The sequence below is a fragment of the Bacillus sp. DC4300-2b2 genome (assembly GCF_049895685.1).
GTDB lineage: Bacteria > Bacillota > Bacilli > Bacillales > Bacillaceae > Bacillus > Bacillus safensis.
This window is the reverse complement of sequence record NZ_JAFCSW010000002.1, coordinates 354,931-371,229: the sequence shown is the minus strand read 5'-3', so window position 1 is coordinate 371,229 and position 16,299 is coordinate 354,931. Positions and strand designations below refer to the sequence as shown.

The window sequence follows — 16,299 nt, the reverse complement described above, 5'->3', positions numbered from 1 at the left end:
AAATGATAAATAAAATAACAAATGTTACAATAAACAGATTTTTGTTAATTTTTATAACATTTGTTAAAAGTTTCAGATTATTTTTCTAGCAATCTACCCGAGAAGCAAGAAAACCTGAAAGGATGATTTTTATGTCAATCTATCAACAATTGTTAGCTCGAGAACGCAGTGGAGATCCAATCAAAGTAGGAATTATTGGGGCAGGCCAAATGGGCTTTGGACTCATTTCACAAATTTCTAAAATTCCAGGCATGATTGTAGCAGGTGTTTGTGATATTCACCTTAGTGCAGCAGAGAAGGCAGCGAATTTTTACAAGCAGCATGCGAAGCCGCATCAAATGGTCGTCACAAATGATTATAGAGAAGTGATTCAATCAGATTTTGTGGAAGTTGTCGTAGATGCAACAGGAGTGCCAGAGGTCGGAGCAAACATTTCTTTGGAAGCGCTTAATTCAAAAAAACATCTCGTTCTTTTAAATGTAGAAGTTGATATTACCATCGGTTTGGTGATGCATAAATTATTCACAAATGCAGGACTTGTTTACTCAGGATCAGCTGGAGACGAACCGGCAGCAACACTAGAATTATATGAATTTGCAAAAACAATGGGACTTGAGGTGCTCGTTGCTGGGAAAGGCAAGAACAACCCATTCTTCCCAGAAGCAAATCCAGATACGTGTAAAGCAGAAGCAGATAGTAAACATATGAGTGCACATATGCTCGCTGCCTTCCAAGACGGAACAAAAACAATGGCAGAAATGAACTTATTAAGTAACGCGACAGGGCTTTTGCCAGATAAAGTCGGTATGCACGGGGTCGAAGCAAATTTAGAGAATGTAGCAGATAAATTGAATCAAAAACAACAAGGCGGCGTGCTTGATAACTTCGGAGTCGTTGAATATGTAAACGGACTTGCGCCAGGCGTATTCGTTATCGTCAAGAGTGATCTTGAGCCAGTAGATGAAGAGCTTCGTTACTTAAAAGTTGGAAAAGGTCCTCACTACACGCTTTACCGTCCTTTCCACTTAGCGAGTCTTGAAACACCTGTTACCATCGCAAAAGCAGTCTTACAGCATGACTCATCGATCCACCCGATTGGTGTACCAGTGTCAGAAACAGTCGCTGTTGCGAAAAGAGATATTCAAGCAGGGGAATCACTTGACGGAATTGGCGGATACTCCGTAAGAGGTGTACTTGAAACGCATCAAGACATGAAAACGAACGGTCACATTCCGATTGGCTTAATCAGCGGAAAAGTCGTAGCGAAAAAAGACATCAAATTAGGACAGTTCCTCACTCATGATGATGTAGAGCTTGATTCAAACACAACCGTTTGGAAGCTGCGTTCATTACAAGATCACTTATTTCAATCTTAAGGACGTGAAGCTATGGAAAAATTAGCAATCGTACTTTGTATCATTCTCATCGTGCAGTATGGATTATCTTTTATTCAAATCAAGTATTACCGCAAAAGCATGGACTCACTAATTGATGACTACAGAGGGAAACAGGGTTATCACTTATTTTCAGGAATGGAACGGCGCAAAGTTGGCCCTGGGGCCATTGCGCTCATCATTGTGGATGAATCGTATATCATTCAGAAATGTCATGTGCTTGGCGGCGTGTCGATCTTATCTAAATTTAAAGAAGTTCCTTCATATGAAGGCAAGCATGTAGGGGCTGTGCTGGACGAGCACCACATGATGAAGAAAACGTTGAAAAAACGTAAAAAGGCGCCAGCTGTCATGCAAGCACTTTCCATGGCGGCTGAGCAGGCACTTGTCTCGATTTCGAAAAAAAATATAACAAATGTGAACTAAAGAAAGGGGAGATGAAACATGGAATGGATTCAATGGTTTGGAGAGCACTTTATCGGAATGTTTGAAGCCGGCGGAAAGCAATTCATGGGTCTTGTTACAGGTATCGTTCCAACACTTGTTGTGTTACTTACTTTCACTTATGCTGTCATGAAATTTATTGGAGAAGAGCGAGTGAATAGAGCCATTCAGTTTGCAGCGAAGTATACCATTTTGCGCTACACGTTAATGCCGATCTTATCCGTCCTTATTTTGACAAACCCAATGGCTTATACGTTTGGCCGCTTCTTACCTGAAAAACAAAAACCAGCATTCTATGATTCAGCTGTTTCATTTGTTCATCCGGTGACATCACTGTTCCCGTATGCCAACGCAGGAGAACTATTTGTCTACTTAGGAATTGCGAACGGGATTAAAGAAGCTGGATATTCAATGTCAGAGCTTGCTGTTCGTTACTTCTTAGTCGGGATCGTCGTCATTTTACTACGCGGAATCATTACTGAATGGATTACAAAATATTTAGCAGGAAAAATGAAAGCGAATTCACAATAGGGGAGGGTTAGACATGACAAACCACAAAGTATTTGTTGCAAAAGGTGCTGGCGGATGGGGAGAAGGCTTAGAGCTTGAACCAACTGGTAAAAGAAGAAAGGTTGTTTCCATTACAGGTGGAGGCATTCACCCGGTTGCACGTAAAATTGCAGAAATGACAGGGACAGAAGCATGTGACGGCTTTAAAAACTCCATACCAGAAGATGAAATGATGTGTGTTGTCATTGACTGCGGAGGAACAGCGCGAATCGGACTTTATCCAATGAAACGCATTCCTACTGTAGACGTTTTGGCATCCTCTCCTTCTGGACCGCTTGCTAAACATATTACAGAAGATATCTTCGTATCAGGCGTAACAGAAAAAGATATTTCCTATGCAGAAGCATCTGATGGTGAGGAAAAAGCAGAAGGTCAGGAAAACAGTGAGTCGATTGACAAAGAGAATTTCAAAGAGACGTATGCAAAGCTGAAAGAGGAAAATATCGAGCGGCAGGAAAAAGGCAATTTCCTGATGAGATTCTCGCGTGGAATTGGGAAAGTCACCGGTACGTTCTATCAGGCTGGCCGTGATTCTGTTGATATGCTTTTGAAAAACATTATTCCATTCATGGCATTTGTCAGTATGTTAATTGGAATTATCAATTATACAAAAATTGGTGACCTGATTGCCCATTTTCTATCACCTTTGGCAGGATCTCTTTGGGGGCTCTTACTGCTCGTAGTGGTCTGTACATTGCCGTTCCTATCACCTGTCTTAGGACCTGGAGCAGTCATTGCCCAAGTCATCGGTGTTCTGATTGGTAGTCAAATCGCACTAGGAAACATTCCGCCTCAATTTGCACTTCCTGCACTATTTGCCATCAACGGTCAAGTAGGGTGTGATTTTATTCCAGTGGGGCTGTCACTTGGTGAAGCGAAGCCGGAAACGGTACAATATGGGGTACCAGCTGTTTTGTATAGTCGTCTAATTACAGGGGTTCTATCTGTTGTGATCGCATACGTTGCTAGCTTCGGTATGTATTAAACGTATTTAAGGAGGAATCGAGATACATGGTAACACAATCTGTCGTAAAGGAAATTGGGATCTTAGTCCCGCAATTTAAAGAAGATAAGCTGATTGTATTATTTGGACCCGCAGCGCCGCAGGAATTAAGAGATATGTCTGTCATTCATGAGTTCGAACACCTAGAAGAAGAGCCGCTGAAGCTGGGCGGAACCATTCAAGTAGGCGATCAAACGTACACGATCACAGCCCTCGGCAATAAAGCAAATGACAACTTTAAAGAACTCGGCCATATTTCGATCTACTTCCAAGAGCCGTTTGATGATGTATTACCAGGAGCTGTATTTGCATCCCCTCACACGTTTCCTGATATAAAAGAAGGCGTACGAATTGAAATTTCGTAACCGTGTAAAAAAAGCTGTTCCTAATAAGGAGCAGCTTTTTTATATGAGGTTTACCAGAAAGAGCATTTACGATATGCTGTAAACATTCATTATTTGTATATTCAGAATTTTTACTCAGGAGGAAGTTATCGTGTCACTTGAATTGAAGAATGTTTCATTAAAACGAAATGGGAAATGGCTGCTTGAGTCTATTGACTGGCAGGTGAACAAGCAGGAACACTGGGTACTTTACGGTTTAAATGGTGCGGGGAAAACCGCATTATTAAATATGCTCTGCTCTTATTATTTCCCCACGTCAGGCGAAATGACAGTGCTGGGACATGTCTTTGGCAAGGAGGCTCTTGGTGAAAAGCTCAGGAGGAAAATTGGTCTCATCTCAGCAGGACTTGAAAAGAAATTGCACAGAGACGACAATGCTTTTGAAATTGTGCTGAGCGGCGCATTTGCTTCTATCGGGCTTTATGAAACCCCGACAGATGAAATGAGAGAGAAAGCCATTGATCTATTAAAAGCATTCGGTTCATTCAAATATGCCAACAGAACTTATGAAACACTCTCACAGGGAGAGAAGCAAAAAGTCTTGATTGCGAGGGCTTTAATGAATGATCCGCAGCTCTTGATTTTAGATGAACCTGTGACGGGTCTTGATTTTCTAGCAAGAGAGCAAGTGCTGGAGTCCATCTCATTTATTGCAGCAAAGCCTGATGCGCCTACTTTGCTCTATACGACCCATCATGCAGAGGAGATTCTGCCTGTTTTTCAGCATACCTTATTATTAAAAAATGGATCTGTTTTTGATCAAGGAGAAACAAAAGAGATGATGACAAGCGGCCTGCTTTCTTCTTTTTTTGAATGTCCGGTAGATGTCATGTGGAGAAATGGCCGTCCGCATTTAAGTAAATTGTAGATAAAAGAAACTATTGGTCTGCGTCCCTGCTTTTCCATCATACATATTATAGTAGAAAACGAAAGGCGGGGAAGGACAGATGATCAGCATTTCTGAATTCCAAATCAAGGATGTCGTCGATGTATCCAGCGGGAAAAAACTAGGTACCATTGGGGACATTGATATTAATGTCACAAGCGGCAAAATCCAAGCGATTATTATTGGCGGCACAGGTAAAATGATGGGATTTTTCGGAAAAGAAGAGGAAATGATTGTCCCATGGCGAAATATAGTAAAAATTGGCGAAGATGTGATACTCGTCCGCTTGTCTTCTTAATTCGTATAACTCCTCAATGAATCATTCAATTTTTCCTTAAAATAAACTCTTCATTCTTAGCAAACAATGTCTTTTTCGGGTAAAAAGATTACGTTTTCATATCAATTTGAAAAAAAACCTGCAGAAAGTGCACATTTGAGTGTAATATTTAATGAATCCCACTAACTGTCTATGTATGTCTTGTGGTAAAATAGGAGCGAAATAAAGAGAGATGAATGAAAGGTGGGAGGCAGCTTTGACACACAAATATGACCCCTTTCAGCAGAAATCACCATATGCAATGACCATTCATGATTGGACGAACATGACATGTTCTGGTAAAGAGGTATTGGCCGGATTTACAACAAAAAATGGCGGCTTCAGCCTACCTCCATATCAATCATTGAACACTGGACTCCATGTAGGAGACGATGCTTCTAGTGTTCAAATGAATCGTCAAGTCATAGCAGATGCTGCTGCTGTGCCGCTCTCTGATTGGGTGTTTGCAGACCAAACACACGAGGATCGCATCCTGAAAGTCACCAAGGAGCAAAGAGGAAGAGGAAGTCTTCATTATGATGAGGCACTGCCTGGTACAGACGGTTTATATACGTCTGAGACGAACATGATGCTCGCTCTTTGTTTCGCTGATTGTGTTCCGCTTTATTTTCTAGCTCCGCAAAACGGATTAATTGGAACGGCTCATGCCGGCTGGAAAGGAACCGTCAAGCAAATTGGTGCAAAGATGGTTGATGTATGGGTCAGCCAAGAAGGTGCCAAGGCCGATCAGATTCAAGTCGTCATTGGACCATCCATTGGCAGTTGTTGCTACATAGTCGATGACGTCGTCATGGATCAAGTGAAACAGCTTCCTTTTTCAACAGAGGATGTGTATTCCGAGATTTCACAAGGACAATATAAAATTGATTTGAAAACACTAAACAAAAACGTATTGCTTCATGCAGGAATAAAAGAAGAAAACATACATGTCAGTTCGATGTGCACAAGCTGCAATGATCAGCTTTTCTTCTCACACCGGCGTGATCAAGGGAAAACAGGACGTATGATGTCTTTTGTCGGGTTTAAGGAGGCATAAGTGCAATTGAATGTACGAGAGAATCTCAGACAAATAAATGAACAAATAAACGAAGCATGTAAAAGAGCCGGTAGACAACCAGCAGATGTATCAGTCGTCGCTGTGACAAAATATGTTTCGATTGAACGAGCACTAGAAGCCAAGGAAGCAGGGATTGTGCACTTTGGTGAAAATCGAGACCAAGGGTTACTTGAAAAGCAGGCGGCCATAACCGATGAAAACATTAACTGGCACTTTATCGGCAGTTTACAAACACGAAAAGTGAAATCAGTCATTCAGACAATTGACTACTTACATTCGCTCGACAGGATGTCTCTTGCGAATGAAATTGAAAAAAGAGCGGATCACACAGTTCGCTGTTTTGTACAAGTGAACACATCACTTGAGGAGTCAAAACACGGCTTGAAAAGTGAAGACGTCATTCCATTTGTGAAACAGCTCGCTGATTTCAAACAGATTGAAATTGCAGGACTGATGACGATGGCTCCATTTACAGAGGATCACACTGTGATTCGCAACTGTTTTAAAGCATTAAAAAACCTTCAAGAAGAAGTAAAACATCTTAACCAAGTAAATGCACCTTGTCAGCATTTATCGATGGGCATGTCAAATGATTTTGAAATCGCAATTGAAGAAGGTGCGACATTCGTTCGGATTGGCTCTTCACTTGTTGGAAATGAAACAGGAGGTGCGTGACATGAGCATAAAAAATAAGTTTAAAAGCTTTTTCACTCTCGACGATGAAGAGTATGAGTACGAATATATTGATGAAGAAAGAGAACCCGTTCAAGAAGAAAAAGGAACGAAGGACAAAGCAGCATTTCAAGAGCGCCCGCAGACAGGAAAACAAAATGTTGTCAGCTTGCAAAGCGTGCAGAAATCCTCTAAAGTGGTGTTAAGTGAGCCGCGTGTTTATGCAGAAGCGCAGGAGATTGCAGACCATATTAAAAACAGACGTGCAGTCGTCGTGAATTTGCAGCGCATTCAGCATGATCAAGCAAAGCGAATCATTGACTTCTTAAGCGGAACCGTTTATGCAATCGGTGGAGACATCCAGCGTATTGGCTCGAATATATTCCTCTGCACACCTGATAATGTAGATGTATCTGGCACAATATCAGAGCTATTGACAGAGGAAGAACCTCAGAGGTGGTAAATCATAGTGATTCTATATTACATTTTCCAGCTTTTACAGACTGTATTAACGATTTACTCATTCGCGATTATTATTTACATCTTTATGTCATGGGTGCCATCTGCAAGAGAAACTGTAGTTGGCCGTTTCCTGACAAATATATGCGAACCGTATTTAGAACCATTTCGTAAAATTATTCCGCCAATCGGTATGATTGACATCTCGCCGATTGTGGCATTGCTTGTGATTCGTTTTGCATCTTCATATGGACTAACTGGTCTTTACAATATGATTTTGCGCTTCATGTAAACAGGCTGCCGGGCTTGGCACTGCCAGGCTCTTTTACATAAGAGGGGTACAAAATGAGCGATATCTATCAGCATTTTAGAAAAGACGAACAGCCATTTGTCGACCAAGTGTTAGGCTGGAAAAAAATTGCACTCGACCAATATCGAATGAAATTAACAGACTTCCTTGATCCGCGTGAGCAATTTATTACCGAGTCCGTCATCCAGCATGCTGAAGAACTTGGGATCATGTTTTTTGGCGGGTATGAGGGAGCGGAGCGCAAAAGAGCTCTCATTTATCCTGATTATTTAGAACCTTCTATTGAAGATGTTGAGCTGTCATATTTTCAGGTGAACTATGCGAAAAAGTTTATTTCACTAGAACACCCGAAGCTTCTCGGCTCATTGATTGGGACAGGCTTGAAGCGTCAAAAATTCGGAGATCTATTATTTTCAGAGGAAGATGTGCAGTTTATTTGTACAAGTGATGTCGCTGATTTTGTGCGGGCGCAGCTGACACATGTCGGCAGAGCATCCGTTTCATTAGAGGAAATCACACAGGCAGATATAAAGCCAGTGATGACGAAGACTGATATCAAAGAAGATACCATTTCTTCACTTCGGCTTGATGCTGTATGTGCTGCTGTCAGCCGTCAGTCTCGGCAAAAAGCACAGCTTTTAGTCAAAAATGGGCTTGTCAAAGTCAATTGGAAAGTCACTGAGGACCCTTCCTTTACAATCGGTGAAGGCGATCAGCTCTCTGTTCGGGGATTTGGCCGCTTTAGCCTCAAAACGATTGATGGGAAGACCAAAAAAGATAAATTCAAAGTAACATTTGAGCTTATGACATAACGAACTTGAATCTGGAGGTGGCGAGGTTGCCATTAACACCTAATGATATTCATAATAAAACGTTCACAAAAAGCTTTCGCGGCTATGACGAAGATGAAGTAAACGAGTTTTTAAGCCAAGTACGTAAAGACTACGAGATCGTGCTTCGTAAAAAGAACGAGCTTGAAGACAAAGTAAACGAGCTTGACGAAAGACTAGGTCATTTTGCAACAATTGAAGAAACATTAAACAAATCGATTCTTGTGGCGCAGGAAGCAGCAGAAGACGTTAAGCGTCATTCTGATAAAGAAGCAAAATTGATTATTCGTGAAGCAGAGAAAAATGCTGACCGAATTATTAACGAAGCGCTGTCAAAATCAAGAAAGATTGCAATGGAAATCGAAGAACTGAAGAAACAATCGAAGGTCTTTAGAACTCGTTTCCAAATGCTCATCGAAGCGCAGCTTGATCTTCTGAAAAATGATGATTGGGATCATTTACTGGAATATGAAGTGGACGCTGTCTTTGACGAAAAAGAATAAGCGCATCATCTTGACATGACGTGCTCATGTTGCATATAATACCATCATAAATTAACAAGAGATAAACGTTTGAAAGGGACACTCGCAGCTGTCACATGCGTAATTAAGCGAATCAGGGATGGTGGAAGCCTGACATTACGAGACGCTGCAATGAGATCACCCCTTTAGTTCCTTTTCTGAAAAAAACAGTAAGAAAAGGCGTCTGATCACGTTACGATTTTAGAGTGGATAAGCGGCTGCTTAAATAGCGCTTGTCTAAAAGGGTGGTACCGCGAGACAAGCCTTCTCGTCCCTTATGGGATGAGAGGGCTTTTTTTATTGTTTTTTAATCAGAATTTGCATGTGGAGGAATGGGTATGAACTACAAAGACACCTTATTAATGCCGAAAACAGAATTCCCGATGAGAGGGAACTTGCCGAACAAAGAGCCTGAAATCCAAGAGGAGTGGGCAGAGAAAGACATCTATCAAATGGTTTTAGAGCGGACAAAAGGACGCCCAACGTTTATTTTGCATGATGGGCCTCCATATGCGAATGGTGACATTCATATGGGGCATGCACTTAATAAAATCCTAAAAGATTTTATCGTCCGTTTTAAATCAATGAACGGGTATCATGCACCGTACGTACCGGGCTGGGATACACACGGGCTGCCAATTGAAACAGCTCTCACTAAAAATAAAAAAGTAAAACGCAAAGAAATGTCTACAGCAGAATTCCGCAAACTTTGTGAGGAGTATGCTTGGAAGCAAATTGAAGGTCAGCGTAGCCAGTTTAAGCGATTAGGCGTCAGAGCAGACTGGGACAATCCATATGTCACATTAAAGCCTGAATACGAAGCGCAGCAAATCCTTGTCTTTGGTGAAATGGCGAAGAGAGGCTATATCTATAAAGGATTAAAGCCTGTTAACTGGTCTCCTTCAAGTGAATCAGCCCTCGCTGAAGCGGAAATTGAATATAAAGACAAACGTTCACCATCGATTTACGTTTCGTTTAAAGTAAAAGATGGAAAAGGCGTTCTTGAAAACGGCGAACAATTCATAATCTGGACAACAACACCTTGGACGCTTCCTGCAAACCTTGGCATTTGTGTTCATCCAAACTTAGAGTACAGTGTTCTTCAAGTGGGTGATGAGCGTTATGTCGTTGCATCTGAACTTGTTGAACAAGTAGTAAAAACACTCGGCTTTGAAGAGTACGAAGTTGTGAAAACGCTAAAAGGTAAAGAATTAGATAAGATCGTTGCAGCACATCCAATTTACGATAGAGATTCTCTGGTGATGCTTGGCGATCACGTGACAACTGATGCGGGAACAGGCTGTGTTCACACTGCACCAGGCCACGGGGAAGATGACTTTATTGTCGGTATGAAATACGGCCTTGATGTGCTCTGTCCAGTAGATGAAAAAGGTGTGATGACAGATGAGGCACCTGGTTTTGAAGGACTATTCTATGAGGATGCCAATAAAGCCATCACAGAACAGCTTGAAGCAAAAGGCGCGCTGAAAAAGCTCGACTTTATCACGCACTCCTACCCGCATGACTGGAGAACGAAAAAACCAACGATTTATCGTGCGACAGCTCAGTGGTTTGCATCCATTAAAGATTTTAGAGAAGCGTTATTAGACAATATTAAAGAAACGAAATGGGTTCCAGCATGGGGTGAAACACGCCTGTTCAATATGGTGCGTGACAGAGGTGACTGGTGCATTTCAAGACAGCGTGTATGGGGCGTTCCAATTCCTGTGTTTTATGCGGAAAATGGTGAGCCGATCATCACGGACGAAACAATCCAGCATGTATCTCAATTGTTTAGAGAGCATGGCTCGAATATTTGGTTTGAAAAAGAAGCGAAAGAGCTATTGCCAGAAGGCTTTACACATCCAGGCAGCCCGAATGGTGAATTCACTAAAGAGCAGGACATCATGGATGTATGGTTTGATTCCGGTTCTTCTCACCAAGCCGTTTTAGAAGAAAGAGATGACCTAGTCCGTCCGGCAGATTTATACCTTGAAGGCTCTGACCAATATCGCGGCTGGTTTAACTCCTCTTTATCAACAGCAGTTGCTGTCACTGGAAAAGCGCCGTATAAAGGTGTCCTAAGCCACGGCTTTACGCTTGATAAAGAAGGACGTAAGATGAGTAAATCATTAGGCAACACGATTGACCCAACGAAGGTTGCGAAGCAGCTCGGTGCAGAAATTCTTAGACTTTGGGTATCTTCTGTCAACTATCAAGCCGACCATCCAGTGTCTGATGATATTTTGAAACAAGTAGCAGAAGTCTATCGTAAGATCCGTAACACCTTCCGCTTCCTGCATGGAAACCTATTTGACTTTGATCCAGCAGTAAATGCTGTGCCAGTAGAAGAGCTTCGCGAAGTGGATCAATACATCTTGATCAAATTAAACAAATTGATTGATAAAGTGAAAAAAGCTTATGATGATTACGAATTTGCGGTCGTCTATCATGCGATTCACAATTTCTGTACGATTGAGCTCAGCTCTTTCTATCTCGATTTTGCAAAGGATGTCGTCTACATTGAGCATGCGGATCATCCAGACCGCCGCAGCATGCAGACTGTCTTCTACGAAACATTAATGGCATTAGTGAAGCTGACTGCACCAATTCTTCCGCATACAGCAGATGAATTATGGAGCCACTTAAGCTTTGTTGAAGAGCCAAGTGTTCAGTTAACAGATATGCCAGAAGGTGTGGCAGTTCCTCAAGCTGAAGTGACAGAAGCGAAGTTTGACCGCTTTATGGAGGTACGTGACGATGTGCTAAAAGCGCTGGAGATTGCGCGTAACGAGAAAGTCATCGGACGTTCACTTGAAGCAAGTGTGACGCTTTATGCGACAGACGAAGTGAAAACCCTTCTTGCATCCATTAAAGAAGATGTGAAGCAGCTCTTTATCATCTCTGAATTAACGGTAGAGGATAAGCAGCATGCAGATACATCGGCGCCTGAATATACATCAGGAAGAATTGTGGTTCAAAAAGCAGAAGGAGAATTGTGCGAACGTTCCCGTATTATTTCAAAAGATGTTGGTGCAAATCCGAAATACCCAACATTGTCGCTGAAAAATGCTGAAATCGTGGAGAAATATTACCAAAATTAACAGTGCGATAATCACAAGCTAGCGCCCCGTCATATGCGGGGCGTTTTCTTTTTTGAGAAAATGACAGCGTTTAGAACGAAAGGAAAAATCTTATGGCTTTAAAGTAACCAGGCAGGGCAACAATATGATTATCACGACAGGGCAGGAGTTGAAATTGCGACATGAATGGCGATCTAGAGACGATTTACACGGAACTCCTTCAAATAAAAGAAGAGCTGCAATCTAAACTGTTTGAATACGCATCATTTCGTTCACCCGCTGAGCATGTCTCGTTGAATGACGTTAAAACGACCACACTTCTTTATCACATCAAAGAAGAGCTGCAAGATGTGTCTCTCGCTATTGCGAAAATCGAACAAGGAAACTATGGCATATGTGAGGCAACAGGAGATGTGATTCCGCTTGAACAAATGAGCATTCTTCCTACCGCCCGCACGGCTGACGACTTTTTATATCATAAGCAATACGAGAAAAAAGCATTCACTCCTTATCCTTCCGAATCAAATGATTCTCATTTTGAAGCCTTCCACATGTAGGGAGGTTTTTGTCTGTCAACTAAAGTTTCTTTACTCCTTCCTGTTTTCTTGATAAAATGCTTAAAGATCAAAGTATGAAGATGGAGGAACGTGTGTGTTCTATTACATAATCGCATTCGTTATCATTTGTTTAGACCAATTAACAAAATGGCTCATTGTCAAAAATATGATGCTCGGAGATTCTGTTCCAGTCATTGATGGATTCTTTTATATCACGTCTCACCGAAATTCAGGAGCCGCATGGGGAATTCTCCAAGGGCAAATGTGGTTTTTCTATGTGATCACACTCGTTGTTATTGCGGGAATTGTTTATTACTTACAAAAACATGGACAAAAGGACAAGCTGCTTGGAGTAGCGCTGGCCTTAATGCTTGGCGGAGCGATCGGAAACTTTATCGACCGTATTTTCCGTCAGGAAGTGGTTGATTTTGCTCATTTCGTATTTGGGGATTATCACTACCCAATCTTTAATATTGCAGATTCTTCTCTCTGTGTAGGGGTTATTCTGCTCTTCATTCAAATGCTGTTAGATGGAAAGAAAAATAAGGAGTCAACTACATGAATCAAGTAAATATTGCCGTTTCAGAAGAACAAACGAGTGAACGGCTAGATAAATTTCTAAGCACAACAGAACCAGAATGGTCAAGAACCCAAGTCCAGCAATGGGTTAAAGATGGGCTGATCGAAGTAAACGGGAAACAAGTAAAGGCCAATTACAAAGTACAAGCTGGGGATCAAATCAAAGTGGAGATTCCAGATCCGGAAGCGCTAGATGTAGAAGCAGAACCAATGGATCTTGATATTTATTATGAGGATGCAGATGTGTTAGTCGTAAATAAGCCTCGAGGAATGGTCGTTCATCCAGCCCCAGGTCATGTGTCAGGTACACTTGTAAATGGTCTGATGGCACATTGTACGGATTTATCAGGGATTAACGGTGTGATGCGTCCTGGAATTGTCCACCGAATTGATAAAGATACGTCTGGGCTGTTAATGGTCGCGAAAAACGATATGGCACATGAGTCACTCGTCAATCAGCTGGTGGCTAAAACTGTCACAAGAAAGTATACGGCTGTTGTCCACGGTATTATCCAGCATGATACAGGCACAATTGATGCACCAATTGGCAGAGACAAAAAAGACCGCCAAAGCATGACGGTCACAAAAGAAAATGCAAAACAGGCCGTCACTCACTTCGATGTGATTGAACGCTTTAAAGACTTCACAGTTGTCGAGTGCCGTCTTGAAACAGGAAGAACACACCAAATTCGTGTTCATATGAAATATATCGGCTACCCTCTTGCAGGAGATCCGAAATATGGACCGAGAAAAACAGTCGATTTTAATGGACAGCTTCTGCATGCAGGTGTTTTAGGATTTGATCATCCTAGAACAGGAGAATATATCGAGTTCACAGCACCAATTCCAGCTGATATGCGGGGCTTTATCGATTCATTAAGAAATAACGATTGACAGGCCGTTCTTTTTTTGAAATAATAAACGAAGAAATTGAGATTCTTTAAAACAGTCCAGAGAGGCTGAGAAGGATAACGGATCAATTTGTGCACGAGTATGCACAAATGAACGCCCCTCTCTGCCCTTTGCAGAAGGGGCTTTTTATTTGTCAAAAAGAGGTGTAAAAGATGGAACAAAAAGCAGTCATTCTTGATGAACAAGCGATCAGACGAGCGCTTACCCGAATTGCACATGAAATGATTGAGCGCAACAAAGGGATGAAGGATGTCATACTTGCCGGGATCAAGACAAGAGGCATACATCTTGCAAAGCGCCTTGCAGAGCGCATCGAGCAAATTGAGGGAAATCCAGTCACTGTGGGTGAACTTGATATTACGCTATACCGTGATGACCTGACAAAAAAGACAGACAACCAAGAACCGCTTGTAAAGGGTGCAGACATACCAGCTGACATTAATGACAAAACTCTCATTGTCGTTGACGATGTCCTGTTTACAGGCAGAACCGTCAGAGCAGCTATGGATGCCCTTGTGGATGTAGGAAGACCTTCTTCCATTCAGCTGGCTGTGCTCGTCGACCGGGGACACCGGGAGCTGCCGATTCGAGCGGATTATATCGGGAAAAACATTCCGACATCAAAAGCAGAGACCGTTATGGTTCAACTGAATGAAGTAGATCAAAACGACCTTGTCGCTATATATGAAAAATAACCTTTTTAAATGCATTCCAGAGAGTTTGCAAAGAGGGCAAAAACAGAGACACCGAGCACACGGCTAACATGACGTGTCCGGTTTTTCTAGGCCTCTTTGCGCATACTCGCAAAGAGGCTTTTTTAATGAAAAAGGACACATCTAGGAGGAAAATCATGAGTCAGCAAAAAGCCAATTTAGGCATTCGAGATATCCCAAAACCATTCACATGGCTATCACTTAGCCTGCAGCATTTGTTTGCGATGTTTGGTGCAACCATTCTTGTACCAAAAATCATTGATATGAGTCCAGCCGTCGCGCTCATCTCAAGCGGTGTGGGAACAATTGTTTACTTAATCATCACAAGAGGACAAATTCCGGCGTATCTTGGATCGTCCTTTGCCTTCATCGCCCCCATACTGAATGTGAAAGCAACGGGCGGCCCCGGAGCCGCAATGGTTGGCGCCTTCATGGCGGGTGTCGCTTATGCGCTCATTGCCCTGTTCATTAAATGGCTCGGCACAGGCTGGCTGATGAAGCTTCTGCCGCCGGTCGTCGTAGGACCAGTCATTATGGTCATTGGACTTGGACTCGCTGGAACAGCAGTCAACATGGCGATGTATGTTGATCCGAATGCAACCGAGCTTGTTTACAGCCTTAAGCACTTAATGGTCGCTGGCTTCACACTGGCTGTCACGATTATCAGTATGATTTTCCTAAGAGGATTCCTTAGCTTAATCCCAGTATTAATCGGCATTATCAGCGGCTATCTCTTTGCCTTAACACAAGGCATTGTGAACTTCCAGCCGGTCATTGACGCAAAATGGTTTGCCGTACCAGACTTCGTCGTACCATTTGTCGACTATACACCTGCTGTGACCTTAAGCATTCTCACAGTGATGGTGCCGGTTGCCTTTGTCACAATGTCTGAGCATATCGGTCATCAAGTGGTGTTAAGTAAGGTCGTAGGACAAGATTTTATTAAAAAACCAGGTCTTCACCGCTCCATTTTAGGAGACAGTGCGGCGACCATCTTCGCTTCACTTATTGGCGGACCACCAACAACAACTTATGGAGAGAACATTGGCGTACTTGCCATCACAAGAGTGTTCAGTATCTTCGTCATCGGCGGAGCAGCAGTGTTTGCAATCTGCTTCGGTTTTGTAGGGAAAATTTCAGCATTAATCAGTACAGTGCCGTCCGCGGTGATGGGAGGCGTTTCGTTCCTGCTCTTTGGAATCATTGCCTCAAGCGGCCTGAGAATCCTGATTGATCATAAAGTGAATTTTGAAGAAAAGCGTAATCTCATTATCGCATCAGTCATCCTAGTCATCGGAATTGGCGGGGCATTCATTCAGGTGAAACAAATCAATCTCACCCTATCTGGAATGGCACTTGCTGCGATTACGGGTGTCCTGTTAAACCTGATCCTGCCGCATCAAAAAGCGGAAGATGACGAGTCAAATGAATCAAATACAGAAAACCTTTTAAAAGAAGTCCAGTGAGGCTGACAAGGGTTCTAAATGGAGCAGAATGCACGAAAGTGCCGCTGCTTCTTTTGGAGAACCCTAAGCTGCCGATGCTTAGGGTTTTTTTGAACCTGAAAG

General features: G+C 42.4%; 19 protein-coding genes and 1 other annotated feature. All 19 genes read left to right on the top strand.

Going from position 1 to position 16,299, the window contains the following annotated elements; all coding sequences use genetic code 11:
* The first annotated feature begins 131 nt into the window (after positions 1 to 131).
* On the top strand, positions 132 to 1,376 hold the full coding sequence (locus ACP69X_RS06770) for an NAD(P)H-dependent oxidoreductase (RefSeq protein ID WP_041084925.1): 1,245 nt from the start codon (positions 132 to 134) through the stop codon (positions 1,374 to 1,376).
* Positions 1,377 to 1,388: 12 nt separating this feature from the next.
* Entirely contained in the window at positions 1,389 to 1,820 is a 432-nt protein-coding gene (locus ACP69X_RS06765; protein WP_041084924.1) for a transcriptional regulator GutM, read from the top strand.
* 18 nt (positions 1,821 to 1,838) lie between these two features.
* The gene (srlA, locus tag ACP69X_RS06760) at positions 1,839 to 2,369 is read left to right on the top strand and encodes a PTS glucitol/sorbitol transporter subunit IIC (RefSeq protein WP_003210918.1); all 531 of its coding nucleotides are present in this window, start codon (positions 1,839 to 1,841) and stop codon (positions 2,367 to 2,369) included.
* Positions 2,370 to 2,382: 13 nt separating this feature from the next.
* Positions 2,383 to 3,393 carry a PTS glucitol/sorbitol transporter subunit IIB gene (gene srlE, locus ACP69X_RS06755; protein ID WP_254805786.1) on the top strand — a complete coding sequence of 337 codons (1,011 nt, stop codon included), beginning with the start codon at positions 2,383 to 2,385 and terminating at the stop codon, positions 3,391 to 3,393.
* Positions 3,394 to 3,419: 26 nt separating this feature from the next.
* Positions 3,420 to 3,776, top strand: coding sequence for a PTS glucitol/sorbitol transporter subunit IIA (locus ACP69X_RS06750; protein WP_007499733.1), 357 nt, complete (start codon positions 3,420 to 3,422; stop codon positions 3,774 to 3,776).
* A 130-nt stretch (positions 3,777 to 3,906) separates the two neighbouring features.
* Positions 3,907 to 4,683 carry an ABC transporter ATP-binding protein gene (locus tag ACP69X_RS06745; protein ID WP_426052538.1) on the top strand — a complete coding sequence of 259 codons (777 nt, stop codon included), beginning with the start codon at positions 3,907 to 3,909 and terminating at the stop codon, positions 4,681 to 4,683.
* 79 nt (positions 4,684 to 4,762) lie between these two features.
* Positions 4,763 to 4,999: a YlmC/YmxH family sporulation protein gene (locus tag ACP69X_RS06740; RefSeq protein ID WP_008344958.1), complete on the top strand. Its 237-nt coding sequence runs from the start codon at positions 4,763 to 4,765 to the stop codon at positions 4,997 to 4,999.
* A gap of 211 nt (positions 5,000 to 5,210) precedes the next feature.
* Positions 5,211 to 6,074, top strand: a complete 864-nt coding sequence (gene pgeF / locus ACP69X_RS06735) for a peptidoglycan editing factor PgeF (protein ID WP_212039794.1) — start codon at positions 5,211 to 5,213, stop codon at positions 6,072 to 6,074.
* Positions 6,075 to 6,080: 6 nt separating this feature from the next.
* The gene (locus ACP69X_RS06730; RefSeq protein ID WP_039183105.1) at positions 6,081 to 6,770 is read left to right on the top strand and encodes a YggS family pyridoxal phosphate-dependent enzyme; all 690 of its coding nucleotides are present in this window, start codon (positions 6,081 to 6,083) and stop codon (positions 6,768 to 6,770) included.
* A 1-nt stretch (position 6,771) separates the two neighbouring features.
* A complete protein-coding gene (gene sepF / locus ACP69X_RS06725) occupies positions 6,772 to 7,230 on the top strand; it encodes a cell division protein SepF (protein ID WP_003212271.1) in 459 nt (152 codons plus the stop codon).
* 6 nt (positions 7,231 to 7,236) lie between these two features.
* Positions 7,237 to 7,518 (top strand): YggT family protein, encoded by a 282-nt coding sequence (locus ACP69X_RS06720; RefSeq protein ID WP_073979465.1) that lies wholly within the window; start codon positions 7,237 to 7,239, stop codon positions 7,516 to 7,518.
* A 53-nt stretch (positions 7,519 to 7,571) separates the two neighbouring features.
* On the top strand, positions 7,572 to 8,348 hold the full coding sequence (locus ACP69X_RS06715; protein WP_041084920.1) for an RNA-binding protein: 777 nt from the start codon (positions 7,572 to 7,574) through the stop codon (positions 8,346 to 8,348).
* 26 nt (positions 8,349 to 8,374) lie between these two features.
* Positions 8,375 to 8,869, top strand: coding sequence for a DivIVA domain-containing protein (locus tag ACP69X_RS06710; protein WP_008344947.1), 495 nt, complete (start codon positions 8,375 to 8,377; stop codon positions 8,867 to 8,869).
* A gap of 59 nt (positions 8,870 to 8,928) precedes the next feature.
* Positions 8,929 to 9,166: a binding site (T-box leader), on the top strand.
* A 59-nt stretch (positions 9,167 to 9,225) separates the two neighbouring features.
* The gene (gene ileS / locus ACP69X_RS06705; protein WP_426052537.1) at positions 9,226 to 11,991 is read left to right on the top strand and encodes an isoleucine--tRNA ligase; all 2,766 of its coding nucleotides are present in this window, start codon (positions 9,226 to 9,228) and stop codon (positions 11,989 to 11,991) included.
* 161 nt (positions 11,992 to 12,152) lie between these two features.
* The gene (locus ACP69X_RS06700) at positions 12,153 to 12,527 is read left to right on the top strand and encodes a TraR/DksA family transcriptional regulator (protein WP_338527572.1); all 375 of its coding nucleotides are present in this window, start codon (positions 12,153 to 12,155) and stop codon (positions 12,525 to 12,527) included.
* Between the two features lie 94 nt (positions 12,528 to 12,621).
* Entirely contained in the window at positions 12,622 to 13,089 is a 468-nt protein-coding gene (gene lspA / locus ACP69X_RS06695) for a signal peptidase II (protein ID WP_024424236.1), read from the top strand.
* Complete coding sequence (locus tag ACP69X_RS06690; RefSeq protein ID WP_041084915.1) at positions 13,086 to 14,000, top strand: RluA family pseudouridine synthase; 915 nt, start codon at positions 13,086 to 13,088, stop codon at positions 13,998 to 14,000. Before lspA ends, ACP69X_RS06690 begins: the two co-directional genes overlap by 4 nt.
* A 170-nt stretch (positions 14,001 to 14,170) precedes the next feature.
* Entirely contained in the window at positions 14,171 to 14,713 is a 543-nt protein-coding gene (gene pyrR, locus ACP69X_RS06685; protein ID WP_073979467.1) for a bifunctional pyr operon transcriptional regulator/uracil phosphoribosyltransferase PyrR, read from the top strand.
* Positions 14,714 to 14,868: 155 nt separating this feature from the next.
* Positions 14,869 to 16,197 carry a solute carrier family 23 protein gene (locus ACP69X_RS06680; protein WP_269103627.1) on the top strand — a complete coding sequence of 443 codons (1,329 nt, stop codon included), beginning with the start codon at positions 14,869 to 14,871 and terminating at the stop codon, positions 16,195 to 16,197.
* Positions 16,198 to 16,299 lie beyond the last annotated feature (102 nt).